The sequence below is a fragment of the Rheinheimera pleomorphica genome (assembly GCF_011634895.1).
GTDB classification, from domain to species: domain Bacteria; phylum Pseudomonadota; class Gammaproteobacteria; order Enterobacterales; family Alteromonadaceae; genus Alishewanella; species Alishewanella pleomorphica.
On sequence record NZ_SIRR01000025.1, the window covers coordinates 115,236 to 130,907 of the forward strand.

Sequence of the window (15,672 nt, forward strand, 5' to 3'; positions counted from 1 at the left end):
GCGCCTTGTTTTTAAGCCTTCAAAAGTGCAGTGCTATGCCAGATACCCGCTCAGCTAACAGCAGTAAAAAAGTCATCGTCGGTATGTCCGGCGGCGTAGATTCTTCCGTGTCCGCTTACCTGTTGCTGCAACAGGGCTATCAGGTTGAAGGCCTGTTTATGAAAAACTGGGAAGAAGACGACAACGACGAATACTGTGCCGCCGCTGAAGATATGCGTGATGCGCAAGCCGTATGCGACAAACTGGGTATAGTGCTGCACAAAGTGAATTTTGCTGCCGAGTATTGGGACAATGTGTTTGAGTATTTTCTGGCCGAATACAAAGCCGGCCGCACCCCTAACCCGGACATTATGTGCAACAAAGAAATTAAGTTTAAAGCCTTTTTAGAGTTTGCCGCTGATGCCTTGGGGGCCGATTACATCGCCACCGGGCATTATGTGCGTCGCCGCCAACATAACGGCCACTGGCAATTATTACGTGGGCTGGATAGCAATAAAGACCAAAGCTATTTTCTGTACACCATTGGTGAAGCGCACATTGCACAAACCCTGTTTCCGGTCGGCGAGCTGGAAAAACCGGCGGTACGCGCCATTGCTGAGCAACAAGGCCTGATCACACACGACAAAAAAGACAGTACCGGTATTTGCTTTATTGGTGAGCGTAAATTTAAAGATTTTCTGCAGCAATATTTGCCAGCACAACCTGGCGATATTATCAGTGTAGACGGCGACATTATCGGGCGGCACGAAGGCCTAATGTACCACACCTTGGGACAGCGCAAGGGTTTAGGTATTGGCGGCCTGCGTGAAGGCAGTGACGAACCCTGGTATGTAGTAGGTAAAAATGTTGAAACTAACCAACTGATTGTTGCTCAGGGCCACGATCATCCCAGCTTGTTATCTCAGGGATTAACCGCCAGCCAGCTACACTGGACAGACCGCACCGGCCCGCAGCAACCTCTGCGTTGTAGCGTAAAAACCCGCTATCGCCAAACCGACATACCCTGTACCCTGACCCCCCGTAACGACGGCACGGTTAGCGTGCTGTTTGACACGCCACAAAAAGCGGTAACCCCTGGCCAGTCGGCAGTATTTTATCTGGACGAGGTGTGTCTGGGCGGTGGCATTATTGATCAGGCACTAAACTGATATGCATTATTCTCTTTCTACCCAAATTATTGCCCTGGCTGGCTTATGTCAGGCACTAAAACTGGTGCAACAGGTAGCCCGTAGCAGCGAACTGGATAAAGACGCGCTGCTGCTGATATTGAACAGCGTAGCGGTTATCGATGCTGAGCAGCCGCTGCAAATTTACGGTAACGATGCCGCTAAACTGCGTGACGGTATGCAGCTGATTATTGACCAGCTTGGCGACAAGCCACAAAAAGATGTTGAGCTGACCCGTTATATCGTCGGAGTATTGGCGCTGGAACGTAAGCTGAATAAAACCCCGGCCAATCTCAACCGGCTGGGTGATAAGCTACAGCACCTGCAACGTCAGCTACAGCATTTTAGTGTGCTTGACGACAATATGCTGGCAAATCTGGCTGATATTTATTCAGATTGCATCAGCAGTTTAGGTGGTCGTATCCAGATCTACGGCCAGCCAGAGTTATTGAAACAGCCAGCGGTGCAGCACAAAGTCCGCGCGCTACTGTTAGCAGCTATCCGTGCGGCCGTGTTATGGCGCCAAAGCGGTGGTAGCCGTCTTAATTTTATTTTTAAACGTCGCAAGCTGGTGGCACAAGCAAAACAGATGCTTGCACAGCTACCTTCATCGAGCTTATAGGAGCCTGTATGCAACTGAACGCCCTTACCGCCATTTCTCCCGTTGACGGGCGCTATGGCAGCAAAACAATCGATTTACGTAACTACTTCAGTGAGTTCGGCTTAATTAAGTATCGGGTAACAGTAGAAGTGCGTTGGCTTCAACAGTTGGCTGCAACAACGGAAATCAGCGAAGTGCCGCCGTTGTCTGCTGGTGCGAACCAATTGCTAAACGACATTGTCGACAATTTCAGTTTGGCAGATGCCGAGCGGGTCAAAGAAATCGAGCGCACCACTAACCACGATGTGAAAGCGGTAGAGTACCTGTTAAAAGAGAAAGTCGCGGCCAACAATGAGCTGGCGGCGATCAGTGAGTTTATTCATTTTGCCTGTACCTCCGAAGACATTAACAACCTGTCGCATGGCCTGATGTTAAGCGAAGCCCGCAGCACTGTACTGTTGCCACAATGTGACGCCCTGCTTGACGCCATTAAACAGTTAGCCCACGAACATAAAAACGTGCCGATGATGGCCCGTACTCATGGTCAGCCAGCCTCACCGACCACTATGGGCAAAGAAATGGCGAACGTTTATATGCGTTTGAAACGCCAGCGTGACCAGATCGCCAAGGTTGAGATCCTCGGCAAGCTAAACGGTGCTGTCGGTAATTACAATGCGCATTTATCCGCTTACCCCGAAGTTAACTGGCATCAGCTGTCTGAGCAGTTTGTTACCAGCCTGGGCCTGAGCTGGAACGCCTTTACCACTCAGATAGAGCCGCACGATTACATTGCAGAGCTGTTTGACGCTGTCGCCCGTTTTAATACCATTTTGCTCGATTTTGACCGCGATGTTTGGGGTTATATCGCCCTGGGCCACTTTAAGCAGCGCACCGTGGCGGGCGAAATTGGCTCTTCTACCATGCCGCATAAAGTTAACCCGATTGATTTTGAAAACTCCGAAGGCAACCTGGGTATTGCCAATGCCCTGTTTAACCATTTATCGGCTAAGCTGCCGGTATCGCGCTGGCAGCGCGACCTGACCGATTCTACCGTGCTGCGTAATTTGGGCATGGGCTTTGGCTATACCCTGATTGCCTATCAGGCCACGTTAAAAGGCATCAGCAAACTGGAAGTCAATGAAGCAAACCTGCGCGCCGAGCTGGACGCAAACTGGGAGCTTTTGGCTGAGCCGGTACAGACGGTTATGCGCAAATATGGCATTGAACAACCCTATGAAAAACTGAAAGAATTAACCCGAGGTAAGCGGATAACTCAGGCTGACTTGCATCTGTTTATTGACAAATTGCAGCTGCCAGAACAGGTAAAAACACAACTAAAACAGCTGACACCAGCCAATTACATAGGTGCCGCAGTAGACATTACCAGCTCACTTAATTAAGCCAGCAATAACAAGGCGCTGCTCACAGCGCCTTTTTTCACAGGATTGCTTATGTATCAGTTAAATTTAGGCTCGCTCAGCGTCACAGATTTTCTGCAACAGTACTGGCAGAAAAAACCACTGCTAATTAAAGCCGGCTTTAAACACTTCACCGATCCGTTAACCGCCGATGAACTGGCTGGTCTGGCGCTGGAAGATGACATTGAATCACGTATTGTCAGTTGTATCGACAAGCAATGGGATATGCAGACCGGTCCGTTTGAAGATTTCTCCGTGTTTGGTGAGCAAAACTGGACCTTGTTGGTGCAAGCTGTTGATCACTGGCATCCAGAGGCAGCAAAACTGCTGGACCCGTTTCGCTTTATTCCGAACTGGCGTATTGACGATCTGATGGTCAGCTTCTCCACGCCCGGTGGCGGTGTCGGCCCGCATTTAGACCAATACGATGTATTTATTATTCAAGGTGAAGGTAAACGTCACTGGCGCGTGGGCATGCCAGATCGCAGCCTACAGCAACTATGCCCGCACCCACGGTTGTTGCAGGTGAGTCCGTTTCAGGATTGTATAGATGTCATTACCGAGCCGGGCGACATTCTGTATATTCCACCGGGCTGCCCACATGAGGGCATCAGCCTGGAGAACAGCCTGAACTACTCTGTTGGTTTTCGCGCGCCGGCGCAAAAAGATTTGCTAACAGGTTTGGTTGATCACCTGATCGACCATGATATCAACGGCGAGCGATTCAGCGATGCCGGGCGCAGCATAGCGTCGTCGGTAGGCGCTATCTCTGAAAACGATTTGGCCAAGGTGCAGCAGTTATTACAGCAACTGCTGGCAGATCAAGCGATGCTGCCACATTGGTTTGGCAGTTTAATTACCCGCGCTAAGCATGAACTGGATATCAACGAGCCAGAACCTCACTATGGCAGCGATGAAATAGCAGAGTATCTGGATGAAGGCTCAGTATTAAGCCGAACCGGCGGTTTGCGCTGTTGTTATTATCAGCAAGCTGCAGACAGCGATATATTGCTGTTTATCAATGGCGACCAAATCACGCTACCTGCAGACGAGCTGCACACTGCCCGGCTGTTATGTGATTACACTGAGCTGCTTAGCGAACAAAACCGGCACTTTTGTCAGTCACCACAGCGTACTATGCTACTGACCAACCTAATTAATCAAGGCTACTGGTACTTTAGCGAATAAGGTCCGACAGCTGTTTGGCAGCAAATTAAAAAAACCGCAGTAACTGCGGTTTTTTTAATTTTGTAAACTAATAAATACAATTAAGCTGCGCCAGTGTCCGGCCACAAAGCAGCATTTTCAAACATTTCGTACAAGCCATGCGCCCGCTTAACCAGTAAGTCAGCAAAATCCTGTTTGGTTTTGTCATTAATGCCGGAGTCAATAATCTGCTGTGCCTTTAGCTGCCAGTTTAACGAAAACGCCCGCACAGCTTCCCGTGCATCTTTGGCAGCAGATAATGCCATATGGTCTGTTGGCAAATCACCGCAAATTACCCAATATGTTTGTTTATCTTTCGCATTCAACTTCCAGATAGCGAAGAACGGCGTTAAGTACCGGCTGTCTGCAACGACTACACTCTCTGGTAAAATACCCTTGCTGGCCAGGTATTCATTCGCTTTTTGAAACTGTACACGGATCCACTCAGAGCGGATCTGTTCAATTTGTTGTGCCTGTTGTGCTTGCTCCTGAGTTAACTGCTCACTCATTTTATCTCTATCCTGCTGTAGTGTTTGCGCTACTTTAGGGGACTCGAACAGCACAATCAAGCCTGATGTGAAATTGTCGACAATCCACTGGACAGACCAGGGTATTTTTTTATCCTGTTCTGGTGTAATACGGGGTGAAATGTTACATTGCGCGGCGCAAAAAGCTGCCCAAGCGGGCAATGCACAACCAGACAACACGGCGTCACAGCTACCTGTGCCGGCCAATAAACGGAGAAATCAGTCGTGGCAGTATTTAATCATTCTGAATTCGATAATCATGAACAAGTGGTGTTCTGCAGCGATGCCGAAACCGGCTTAAAAGCTATTATTGCTGTACACAGCACTGCCCTGGGCCCTGCTGTAGGTGGCTGCCGTTTATGGGATTACGCCTCTGACGAAGCCGCGCTGAATGACGTCCTGCGCTTATCCCGCGGCATGACCTATAAAAACGCGATGGCCGGCCTGCCTCTTGGTGGCGGTAAATCGGTGATTATCGGCAACGCCAAAAACATCAAATCTGAAGCACTGTTTCGAGCCTTTGGTCGCATGATCCACCGGCTGTCTGGTAGCTACTACAGTGCTGAAGACGTCAATATCACCACCGGTGATATTATGATTGTTAACAAAGAAACTCCTTATGTCGCCGGCCTGGAAGGTAAAAGCGGTAATCCGGCACCTTTTACCGCCCTGGGTACCTACCGTGGTATTAAAGCAGCGGCCAAACACCAGTTTGGTTCAGATGATCTAGCCGGCAAAACGGTCGCCATTCAAGGCCTGGGCAGTGTTGGTTTTTACCTGTGTGAACATTTACATAAAGACGGCGCAAAGTTAATCGTGACTGATATCAATCAGGATGCTGTACAGCGTGCGGTGGAAAAATTCGCGGCGGTAGCCGTAGACTTGGAACAAATATACGCCGTTGATGCTGATATTTACGCCCCATGCGCCCTGGGAGCCACTATCAACGACGATACCCTGCCACAATTAAAAGCCCGTATCGTGGCCGGTTGTGCCAATAACCAGTTAAAAGAAGCCCGTCATGGCGAAGCGCTGCGCCAGCTCGGCATTTTATACGCGCCGGACTATGTCATTAATGCCGGCGGTATTATTAATGTGGCCTTTGAAATGCGCCCTGAGGGCTACTCTGAGCAAGAGTCAACCGCCAAAGTGATGGCCATTTATGACACCCTGTTGAATATCTTCCAGCGTGCAGATGCTGAACAACAACCGACCAGCGTGGTAGCCGATTTAATGGCGCAGGAAATTATCCGCCGCGGCAAAGTCTGATCCAAGCTCGGGCTATCAACCTCAAGCCACTGCGTGCAGTGGCTTTTTATTTACTGTCGAAACAGCTCCGCTAGTTTTAGAGGCACGATACTGGTTGCCGTATCATAGCCTGCATCATACAACATTTGTTTTTGTTCCATGCTCATAGCAAAATCAACGGATGATACCGCGCCGGTATTTACCACTATGGTATTGTGCCAATGTTCGGCATGAACGTACTCGCGTGACACGGCACTCATAAAGGTACGGATCAGCATAAAAATGTACGACACCAATGGAAAATAACGCCCCGGACGCAGCGGTTTGGCTTCAGCATCACTTTTTAATCGAAAGCAAATCAGCGGTAACCCTGCGCCAGACCAGTCATGGTGCAAGGCATCTTCAGACAAAATAACCCCATCGGTCATAATGTGGTTTTCAAAGGCCTGAAAAGAAAAAAACAGCGGGATCGACATTGAAAACCGCACCGCTTTAGAGACCTTTAAATCAGGCGTCAATTGGCGGTTAAACACCACAGGTCCGCCACCATTGATATCGGTGGCCAGTACATGTAAGTCATACGCTAAGCTGGCAAAGGTAGCGCCCTGTAACTGCTTATCCAGCCATAACTCAAGTTTATTGCCATTGCACAAACCGCCACTGCGCAGTAACGACGTAAAAGAAAAGCTCCAGAACTGCCTGAAATCGGTCTGCAGTGCCAGCGCTTTAATGTCCTGCAAGCTCCAGCCGCTGGCATACAGGGCGGCAACAATACTGCCACCCGAGACACCAACCAGATGACGGAAGTGAAATCCCATATCCTTCAGTGCCTGCAATATACCGATATAACAGCTTAAACGGGTTCCACCACCAGAAAATATTGGCACGACTTCAGCATTCGTTCGGGTTTGCATGCAAGCGTCATCCTTAAACCTAACTCATCTCTGTTAGTATGGGATAAAATGCATCTTATGCCAGACATTGCTACAGCTATTTCAGTTAATCTGGGCTAAGATAATGCAATAACACAATAACTTAGATAGGGACTGTCTGATTTATGTTGAACGTTTTGCTGTGCCTGATACTGGGTTTATTCTGGCTATCGCCTGCCCTGGCGGCACTACCGGATACCATTGCCCGGGTAAAACCCTCGGTAGTTGCTATTGGTATCCACAGCCCGTTGGGCGCCCCCAGGATACGCCTTATTGGTACCGGTTTTGTCATCAGCGATGGTAAAAAAGTGGTCACCAACTACCATGTTATCGCTCCAACCTTAAATAGCAGCAGAAATGAGCAGTATGTTGTTTTGTCTGGCTCTGCAGATAAGGTACAAATTCATCCTATCGTCAGCAATCGTAACGACCCAACGTACGATTTAGCAGTGCTGAGCATAGATGCCAATTTACCGGCGCTAACGCTCTCAGCTGCTGCGCTTAAGCCTGAGGGCACTGAAATTGCTTTTACCGGTTTTCCAATCACTGCGGTGCTGGGGCTTTATCCGGCAACACACAGAGGTATTATCTCTGCCGTGACGCCTATTGCTATTCCGGCAGATAATTCTGGCCAGTTGCAGGCAGCGGCGTTACGACGCTTGAAACAGCCTTATATGGTGTATCAGCTGGATGCCACGGCTTACCCGGGTAATAGCGGCAGCCCGCTGTACCATGCCAGTTCCGGCGAGGTTATTGGCGTTATCAATAAAGTGTACGTAAAATCAACACGAGAGGCAGTATTAAGTGATCCCAGTGCCATCACTTATGCTATTCCGATCCGGTTTCTGCTGCCTTTGCTGCAATAGATGCGGTTGTTGTTAGCTGTAGTACGTAATACGGATTTGACATCATGCAAATATTGACTGAACTGGCACTGGACAAAATTGGCTTTGCCCTGGCGGCGCTGAGTTATTTGTTGTTTTTGTTACTGCTGCTGGTTACCCGTACTAAAAGCTTGTCCCGGTTATTATTGCTAAGCTGGACGCTTATTAGCGTGCTGTGGGCAGCATATTATGCCTACAGCAGCGCACAACCCTACAGTAATCCGCTATCTGTGCTATTAGAGCTTAGCCGCAACCTTGTCTTACTGTTGTTTCTGCTTGCAGCATTGGGGGATAAAGCCCAAAGCATAAATCAGTTTATCCGCAATAAACAGGTCCTGCTGTTAAGCGCTGCTGTGCTGCTCTGGTATGCGGCCACTGCGCAGCAATGGGTTTCTGCTAATCTGCTTTTTACCGGCAGCCTAGTACTATGCGTGCTGCAACTGGCTCTGCTTGAAGCAATATACCGCAAAGCGGCAGACAACCGTTGGCAATATAAACCGCTGGTGTTCAGTATCAGCATCGCTTTGTTATTTGATTTTGTTTTACTAGCAGAATCAGCATTGTTTGGTCAGGCAGATAACCAGTTTTGGGCCGCGCGCGGTTTTGTCTACGCCGCCATGGTGCCTTTTATTATCGTCGCTGTACGCCGTATACAAGCCTGGGGCATTAGTGTTTATGTCAGCCGTGATATCGTGCTACAAAGCTCATTGGTGCTGGCGTCTGGCCTGTACCTGTGCCTGATTGGCATTGCAGGCTTCTATATTCGTTATATCGGTGGCAACTGGTCTAGCTTAGTACAAACTACCTTCCTGGCACTGGGTTTTGCCGCCCTGGCGTTAATGCTGTTTTCAGGCGCTGTGCGCCGGCGTTTTCGTGTTTTTATTGAAAAGCATTTTTTTGCCAACAAATTTGATTACCGGCAAAAATGGCTGGAGCTGACCCAACACTTGCGTCAGGTTGATCTGAGTAGCGCTGAGCAGTACGACACCATTTTGCAAGCATGCCTTAATGCCATTGGTTACAGCCGCGGCTGCCTGGTGCGTATCATCGATAATAGCATTCTGCAGCAACTTGCCTGTGTAAACCGCCAGCCACTATCCGACGATGAAGAATGTCTGATCCAGCGCTATATCAGTCGCTATGCCAGCCAACATTGGTTAGTTGATTTATCAGACCATAAAGATGGTTTCGCCAGCGCTCAGTCTGATCTTACTGCTATAGATATTCAACTTATGTTACCCATACATTCGGATGGCCAACTGTGGGGTTTATGCCTGATTAATGCGCCAGAAGTGGATAAACAGCAACTTAACTGGGAACTACGTGATTACCTGATGCTGGTGACAGAGCAAATTTCCAGCTATCTATTGTTAATGCAAGCAAGCAAAGCGTTAAGTGAGAATGCGCAGTTTGCCGCTTTTAGCCGCATGTCAGCGTTCGTCGTGCATGATCTTAAAAATGTAAAGGCACAAATCGATCTTATTCTGACCAACAGCATCAAGCATAAAACCAACCCTGAATTTATTGCAGATACCTTTGACACCCTAAATGCTATGCAGCAACGTCTGGCTAATATGCTCAGCCAGCTTGCCAACAAACGTACCAGCGCTGCTGATGCTTCAACCTTTAGTGTAACCGAGCTGATACAGCAGGTGATTACGCAGCGCTGCGCCGGTAAACGGCCACTGCCGCAACTGATTAGTCGCGATGACGTTCAGCTATCGCTGAATAAAGAACGTTTCGCCAGCGTGTTATATCATTTGATAGACAATGCACAACATGCTACGCCAGACGATGGCAGCATCACACTTCAGCTCAAACTAGAGCAACAGCAGATGTCTCTGAGTATTAGTGATACCGGTTGTGGCATGTCAGAGCAATTTATCCGGCAACGTTTGTTTAAACCTTTTGATTCAACAAAGGGCAACTCAGGTATGGGCGTAGGTGCCTATGATGCGCTACACTTTGCACAACAACATAATGGCCAGCTACTGGTAAACAGCCAGGAAGGTATCGGAACTACCTTTACCTTGCAGCTTCCTTTACACTAAGCCGGTTTATTGCCGTAACAACAGGGATTGTTTAATGAAGACTGTATTAGTCATAGAAGATGATATTGGCATTCAAAAACAGCTGAAATGGAGTCTGAGCGACTATGAATTAGTGTTTGCGCAGGACAGAGCCTCAGCGTTAACACAGTTGCGTCGCTACGAGCCTGACGTTGTCACATTGGATCTCGGGCTGCCGCCAGACCCGGCTAACGCCAGCGAGGGGCTAGCCTGTCTAAACGACATCCTTGCTGTCCAGCCAGACTGCAAAGTCATTGTCATTACCGGCAGCACAGATAACGAACACGCGTTAAAAGCTATTGCACTGGGTGCCTATGACTACTATCAAAAGCCGGTTAACCCCGATGTGCTGAATATCATCTTAGCCCGGGCGTTCAAAATTAGTGAGCTTGAAGCTGAAAACCGGGCTTTAAAAACAGCCAATCTTGGCAACAACGATATTATCGGCAATAGCGATGCCATTTTAAAAGCATGCCGCACAGTGGAAAAAATCGCCCCCACTGAGATTACCACCTTGCTGCTGGGAGAAAGCGGTACCGGTAAGGAAGTATTTGCCCGCGCCATTCACAAGCAAAGCCCCCGCATAAAAAAGCCTTTCGTGGCTATCAATTGCGCATCGATACCAGAGAACCTGCTGGAAAGCGAGTTATTTGGCTATGAAAAAGGTGCCTTTACCGGCGCGAATAAAACCACGCTGGGCAAAATAGAATGTGCCAATGGCGGCACCTTATTGCTTGATGAAATTGGCGATATGCCGCTGAGTCTACAAGCCAAAATGTTACGTTTTTTGCAGGAGCGGGTGATAGAGCGCGTCGGCGGACGTCAGGAAATTGAAGTTGATGTCAGAGTTATTTGTGCCACACATCGCAACCTGGCCGATATGGTAGCACAGCAAAGCTTTCGCGAAGATCTGTATTATCGTATCAGCGAAATAACGCTAATGATCCCACCTTTACGTCAACGTGGGCACGATATTATTGTTATAGCCAAAGCCTTGCTACACAGATTTAATCAGGAGTTTAATACACAAGTACAGGGCTTTACCGAATCAGCAATGCAGGCGATGCTGCATTACAATTGGCCCGGCAATATCCGCGAATTGCAAAACAAGCTAAAATCCGCGGTGATCCTGGCTGACAGCAAGTACATAACTGCAGAAGATCTGGGTTTATCTGCACAACAAGCGAAAACGGATACCTTACGTAAGGTGCGGGAACTCGCTGAAACCCAGGCGATACGACATGCCTATACACTGGCCAATGGTAACTTATCGAAAACCGCAGATGCTCTGGGCATAACCCGACCGACGCTATATGCTTTGATTGATAAATATCGCTTGCACGACTTACGCAACACCGAAACAGAAACCTAGATAAATACGCTCATAATATAGCGCGTACAAAAAACCCCACCGAAGTGGGGTTTTTTTCTTACAGGCTAATGCCTTTTTGCTTAGCTTTATCTTTGATATACGACTCCCAACTACGCACCTGACGTGACATAGCAGGATCTTTTTTCGCATTCATTAAAGCAGCGTAAGCCTCTTTATATTTGCGTTGATAGAAGTAAGCATCTACCAAGCTCATATAAATACTGGATGGCTTATCCACGTTTAACGACAGTGCTTTGTCGTAAGCCGCAATGGCTTCATTATATTTCTGGACCGCTGAATAAGCAGAGCCCTGGCGACGGTACGCATCGGCATCATTGGTTAGCTTTGCAAGCTCACCATAGTACTCAGCAGCACGCGAAAACTCGCGGGCAGACTGGTAATTAGATGCAATAAAGGTCAGATTGGTTTTGTCTTTCTTTACCAAACCGCTCTTCATATACTTTTCCATCGTCACAGCCGCTTTATAAGGAATATTATTGTTAGCGTACATTTGCGCCAACATCCTTACTTCAGAGTCTTTTTCCAGATAACCTTGCGAGTAGGCCATTTGCAGCGTTGATAACGCCTTGCCGTACTCTTCAGTCAGTGTATAAAAGTTACCCAGATATACCCAGAACTGCTTATTCTCCGGAAACAGCTGCACCATAGTCTCAACAACAGCTACCAGCTCCTTGTAACGCTTTAAGTCGTACAAAGCAGCCATTTTCAGCTGATAAGGTCCTTCAACCGGCTTAGGGGCAAAGCGAATTGCATCATCTGCCGGCGCCAATACCTTAGCATGTTGATTCATCAGGTAGTACGCGTTAGCAATACGTAAATAAGCATCTGAATTTTGCTCGCCAGTGAACATAATCCAGTCTTCGTACGCTTTAATCGCTTTCTGGAACTGTTTATCCTGTAACAACATATCCGCTAACAGCTTCATCGATGTTGCCTGGTCATTAAATGTCAGCACATCTGGTTTTACTGCCAGTGTCAGATATTTAATTGCCTGCTTTTCATCTTTAGTTGCGTAAAGGTTACCTAAGAAGCGATTAAGGGTTGCAGTGTCAAACTCATTACTTGAGTTAACATCCAGTAACACAGCAATTGCTTCATCCAACTTTTCTTCGTTGTACAAGTCAAAGGCTTTAACCAGCGTTTTACCTACACGCTCACCCACTATCTGCGTTTTGCGTGCTTTACGCTCTTCTACTTTAGCCATGTTAGGTTGCACAGCAGCCGCTACGGGTGCTGAACACACCCCTAGTGCTGTCATTACAACCAATGCTGAGGTAAGTTTTTTAAACTTTTTCATATCAACCTCCTGCCATATCTAAAGAGAAGTCCAGCTGAACTTGCATGCCTGGCTGCCTCATCGGCTTGCCATCAACAACCTTCGGGCTGTATTTCCAACGGCGCAGTGCACGAATGGCCTCACGGTCAAACACGCGACGCGGCTCAGCTTCTATCACTTCAACCTCGTCAACACTGCCGTCTTCCATAATGGTAAAGCGCAGTTTTACCCAACCTTGCAAACCATCCCGGGCTGCCTGAACAGGATAACGCGGTTCTATCCGTACTATCGGTGTCGCATCGCCATCCCGCATCATGCTGGATGGGTCACCTAAACCGCCGGCACCAGCTCCCAGTTCAAGCCCTGGCATATTAAAGCCAATAGCCCCTGCAGCATTTGCAGTTTCGGGCTCCGGCTGTGGTGCCTTAGGCGGTTGAGCCGGCGGTGGCGGTGGTGGCGGTGGTGGCCGACGTGTCTGTGTATCTGAATCGGGTGGCGTAGTGTTTAGCTCAATTACTATACGCTCTTGATCTACCACCGAACGCTCTCCGGAACCTTTAACCAGAAGGGCCATAATCAGAAACAGCACGAACGTTACCACAGCACCGATTATTAACGATGTCAGGAAACGTGCCATAATTACTTAGTCTCCCCGGCGATACTGATCACCAATGCCGGATCAGCAGCTTTAATCTGATCCATGACTTCCATCACTATACCGTGCTTCGCTTCTTTATCCGCTTGTACAATAATAGTGTCGGTTGGTGACTCAGCTCTTAGTCTTTCAATATTGGCAGATACCCGCTCAATATCAACAGTACGCTTATCCATCCATATTTCGCCGTTTGCACGGACAGCAATAAAGATAGTCGCGCTTGGCTTTTTGACGGCCTGAGCAGCTTCTGGTTTATTTACATCGATACCCGCTTCCTTAACGAAAGACGTCGTTACGATGAAAAAGATAAGCATAATGAACACGATATCCATCATCGGCGTAATGTCGATTGCGGCTTCATCGTCTTCACGAATACGTTTACGTGCCATAAAAATCTCTCTTAATGATGCGGTAAGCTGTCAACGAGATCTGCTTTTTCCCGTTTAACTTTAACTTCCAGCCGCGAACTGAAAAATACGCCTGATAATGCAGCAACCATGCCCGCCATTGTTGGTATTGTCGCCATCGAAATACCAGCAGCCATCGTTCTTGGATTACCTGTCCCCATTGCAGCCATAATATCGAACACTGCAATCATACCGGTAACCGTACCCAGCAACCCAACTAAGGGTGACATAGCTACGAGCGTTTTAATCAGCAACATGCCTTGATCCAATTGAAGCGTCGCTTCGGAAATCCAGGTATCGCGAATTTTATGTGCATACCATGATGTGGTATCCGCACGGGCATCCCAGCGAGCAATAATGTCCCGCTTAACTTTTGGGAAAACCCAGGTAACATACCAGTAGCGCTCCAACATCATAAACCACATAACGAGGAGCACCAGGGCGACAACGTATAATACGTTGCCACCAGTATGAATAAAATCCTGTACCGATTCCCACAGCTCAATAAGCTGGAGCATCATTAGGCTTTCTCCTTCTCCGCATGAGCAGCAACAATACCAGCGCTTTGCTCATCTAACACGTGCAGGATTGATTTCGCTTTAGAAGCCACAACGCTGTGTAAGAAAATCAATGGTAAGGCAGCAATCAGACCCAGGGCTGTTGTTACCAACGCCAGAGAGATATCGCCAGCCATCAGCTTCGGATCGCCAGTACCGTACAGAGTAATGGTCTGGAATGTCTGGATCATACCGATAACGGTACCTAACAGACCCATCAGTGGCGCTACTGCAGCAAACAGTTTAATTAAACCAATACCACGGTCAACCTTCGGCGTTTCACGCAGAATAGCTTCGTCCAGTTTCAGTTCCAGGTTTTCAACGTCAGCAGAGGTATTCTGATGATAAACCGTCAGGATACGACCCAATGGGTTGTCTTTTGACGGATTGCCTAAATCTTTCAGCTGAGCACGGATCTTGGCACCAACAACGCTAAGCACAGCAAAACGCTCGATGAAGATCAGTAAACCGATAACCAATAACACAGTGATCAGGTAACCTACCTGCTTACCCTGATGGTAGTAGTCCATCAGTGTGTTGCGCTGCTGGTTTAAGCGTAACAATGAGTTACCTTTAGTTGGGTCAACATAGAAACCCACCAGCTCACCTGCAGAAGCATTATGGTAGTCTGCTACAGAGTCATGCACTTTTGCTTGAGGCGCACGGCCTAATGGCTGCAGTTGGTCAGTGGTATCGTTACGTAACAGGTATTCCTGCTCAGCAGTAATATGGAAAGTACCAAAACGGGTTACACGACGCGTTTCTGTACCGCCGTCAAGCTTAACCACTTCTGCATCGAACTGTGCAACTTTGCCTGACTCAGTCATTTCAGTCAGCATTGCCAGCCATAAGTCTTCCATCTCTTGTAAAGTTGGCAACTCTTTGGCTTCTGCAATAGTACGCAGCGGCACATCACGATCCGGGTACTGCGCGCTGATCAGTGATGTTGAAATATCACCGATAGCTTTGTTGGCAGATTGACGAATAACACCGAACACCTCACCCATAGTACCCAGGGCACTTTCCAGTTCAGTTTGCTTTTGCGCAATCAGAATGTCGTTATCAGCGTATTGCTTTTGCAAGCGCTTACCACGGGCTTCTTCATCAGCAAATTGCTTTTTCGCGGTATTCAGTAACGCTTGCTTATCAGCGCGATCGGCTAAAAACGCACGCTCACGCTCCTGATTAACCCGGCCTTCAACAACACGTTGTTTTTTTACTTGCTCAAGTAACTGATCCAGCTTAGCGGTATCAGCCACAGTGCTAAAAGTCACAGATGCGGAAAGTGTTACTGCCGCAGCTACGACGAAAGATTTCAATTTCATGCTCATTT

At 48.0% G+C, this 15,672-nt stretch carries 15 protein-coding genes; 8 read left to right on the forward strand and 7 right to left on the reverse strand.

Translation table 11 applies throughout. The annotated features are described in order from the left end of the window. Window positions 1-35: 35 nt before the first annotated feature. The 4 genes from mnmA to EYB30_RS15540 are packed head-to-tail and all read left to right on the forward strand — an operon-like array spanning window position 36 to window position 4,373. The gene (mnmA, locus tag EYB30_RS15525; protein WP_166839869.1) at window positions 36-1,148 is read left to right on the forward strand and encodes a tRNA 2-thiouridine(34) synthase MnmA; all 1,113 of its coding nucleotides are present in this window, start codon (window positions 36-38) and stop codon (window positions 1,146-1,148) included. A 1-nt stretch (window position 1,149) separates the two neighbouring features. Beyond that, window positions 1,150-1,788, forward strand: a complete 639-nt coding sequence (hflD, locus tag EYB30_RS15530) for a high frequency lysogenization protein HflD (RefSeq protein ID WP_166839871.1) — start codon at window positions 1,150-1,152, stop codon at window positions 1,786-1,788. A gap of 8 nt (window positions 1,789-1,796) precedes the next feature. Further along, window positions 1,797-3,167, forward strand: a complete 1,371-nt coding sequence (purB, locus tag EYB30_RS15535) for an adenylosuccinate lyase (RefSeq protein ID WP_166839873.1) — start codon at window positions 1,797-1,799, stop codon at window positions 3,165-3,167. Between the two features lie 51 nt (window positions 3,168-3,218). Next, window positions 3,219-4,373 carry a ribosomal protein uL16 3-hydroxylase gene (locus EYB30_RS15540; RefSeq protein WP_166839875.1) on the forward strand — a complete coding sequence of 385 codons (1,155 nt, stop codon included), beginning with the start codon at window positions 3,219-3,221 and terminating at the stop codon, window positions 4,371-4,373. An 80-nt stretch (window positions 4,374-4,453) separates the two neighbouring features. Here EYB30_RS15540 and EYB30_RS15545 read toward each other — a convergent pair whose 3' ends face one another. Continuing rightward, on the reverse strand, window positions 4,454-4,900 hold the full coding sequence (locus EYB30_RS15545; protein ID WP_166839877.1) for a DUF4826 family protein: 447 nt from the start codon (window positions 4,898-4,900) through the stop codon (window positions 4,454-4,456). A 243-nt stretch (window positions 4,901-5,143) separates the two neighbouring features. On the opposite strand from EYB30_RS15545, the gene EYB30_RS15550 reads away from it, so the two are divergent. Next, window positions 5,144-6,187 (forward strand): Leu/Phe/Val dehydrogenase, encoded by a 1,044-nt coding sequence (locus tag EYB30_RS15550; RefSeq protein WP_166839879.1) that lies wholly within the window; start codon window positions 5,144-5,146, stop codon window positions 6,185-6,187. Window positions 6,188-6,237: 50 nt separating this feature from the next. Here the strand turns inward: EYB30_RS15550 and EYB30_RS15555 are convergent, their stop codons facing one another. Further along, window positions 6,238-7,080 carry a patatin-like phospholipase family protein gene (locus tag EYB30_RS15555; protein WP_166839880.1) on the reverse strand — a complete coding sequence of 281 codons (843 nt, stop codon included), beginning with the start codon at window positions 7,078-7,080 and terminating at the stop codon, window positions 6,238-6,240. Window positions 7,081-7,223: 143 nt separating this feature from the next. On the opposite strand from EYB30_RS15555, the gene EYB30_RS15560 reads away from it, so the two are divergent. From EYB30_RS15560 to prsR, 3 genes are read left to right on the forward strand one after another with little or no spacing between them, the layout of a single operon-like run. Next, complete coding sequence (locus EYB30_RS15560; protein WP_166839882.1) at window positions 7,224-7,964, forward strand: S1 family peptidase; 741 nt, start codon at window positions 7,224-7,226, stop codon at window positions 7,962-7,964. 44 nt (window positions 7,965-8,008) lie between these two features. Continuing rightward, a complete protein-coding gene (gene prsK, locus EYB30_RS15565) occupies window positions 8,009-10,033 on the forward strand; it encodes an XrtA/PEP-CTERM system histidine kinase PrsK (RefSeq protein ID WP_166839884.1) in 2,025 nt (674 codons plus the stop codon). A 34-nt stretch (window positions 10,034-10,067) separates the two neighbouring features. Further along, entirely contained in the window at window positions 10,068-11,423 is a 1,356-nt protein-coding gene (gene prsR / locus EYB30_RS15570; protein WP_166839886.1) for a PEP-CTERM-box response regulator transcription factor, read from the forward strand. A gap of 58 nt (window positions 11,424-11,481) precedes the next feature. On the opposite strand, the gene EYB30_RS15575 is transcribed toward prsR, so the two are convergent. Genes EYB30_RS15575 through EYB30_RS15595 form a run of 5 tightly spaced genes read right to left on the reverse strand, consistent with a single transcriptional unit; the run spans window position 11,482 to window position 15,664 of the window. Further along, complete coding sequence (locus EYB30_RS15575; RefSeq protein ID WP_166839888.1) at window positions 11,482-12,741, reverse strand: tetratricopeptide repeat protein; 1,260 nt, start codon at window positions 12,739-12,741, stop codon at window positions 11,482-11,484. A gap of 1 nt (window position 12,742) precedes the next feature. Next, complete coding sequence (locus tag EYB30_RS15580) at window positions 12,743-13,357, reverse strand: energy transducer TonB (protein ID WP_166839890.1); 615 nt, start codon at window positions 13,355-13,357, stop codon at window positions 12,743-12,745. 2 nt (window positions 13,358-13,359) lie between these two features. Further along, window positions 13,360-13,764 carry an ExbD/TolR family protein gene (locus tag EYB30_RS15585; protein ID WP_166839892.1) on the reverse strand — a complete coding sequence of 135 codons (405 nt, stop codon included), beginning with the start codon at window positions 13,762-13,764 and terminating at the stop codon, window positions 13,360-13,362. An 11-nt stretch (window positions 13,765-13,775) separates the two neighbouring features. Then, complete coding sequence (locus tag EYB30_RS15590) at window positions 13,776-14,303, reverse strand: MotA/TolQ/ExbB proton channel family protein (RefSeq protein ID WP_241698058.1); 528 nt, start codon at window positions 14,301-14,303, stop codon at window positions 13,776-13,778. Then, window positions 14,303-15,664, reverse strand: a complete 1,362-nt coding sequence (locus tag EYB30_RS15595; RefSeq protein ID WP_241698059.1) for a MotA/TolQ/ExbB proton channel family protein — start codon at window positions 15,662-15,664, stop codon at window positions 14,303-14,305. The genes EYB30_RS15590 and EYB30_RS15595 overlap by 1 nt, the downstream gene beginning before the upstream one ends. Between the last annotated feature and the right edge of the window lie 8 nt (window positions 15,665-15,672).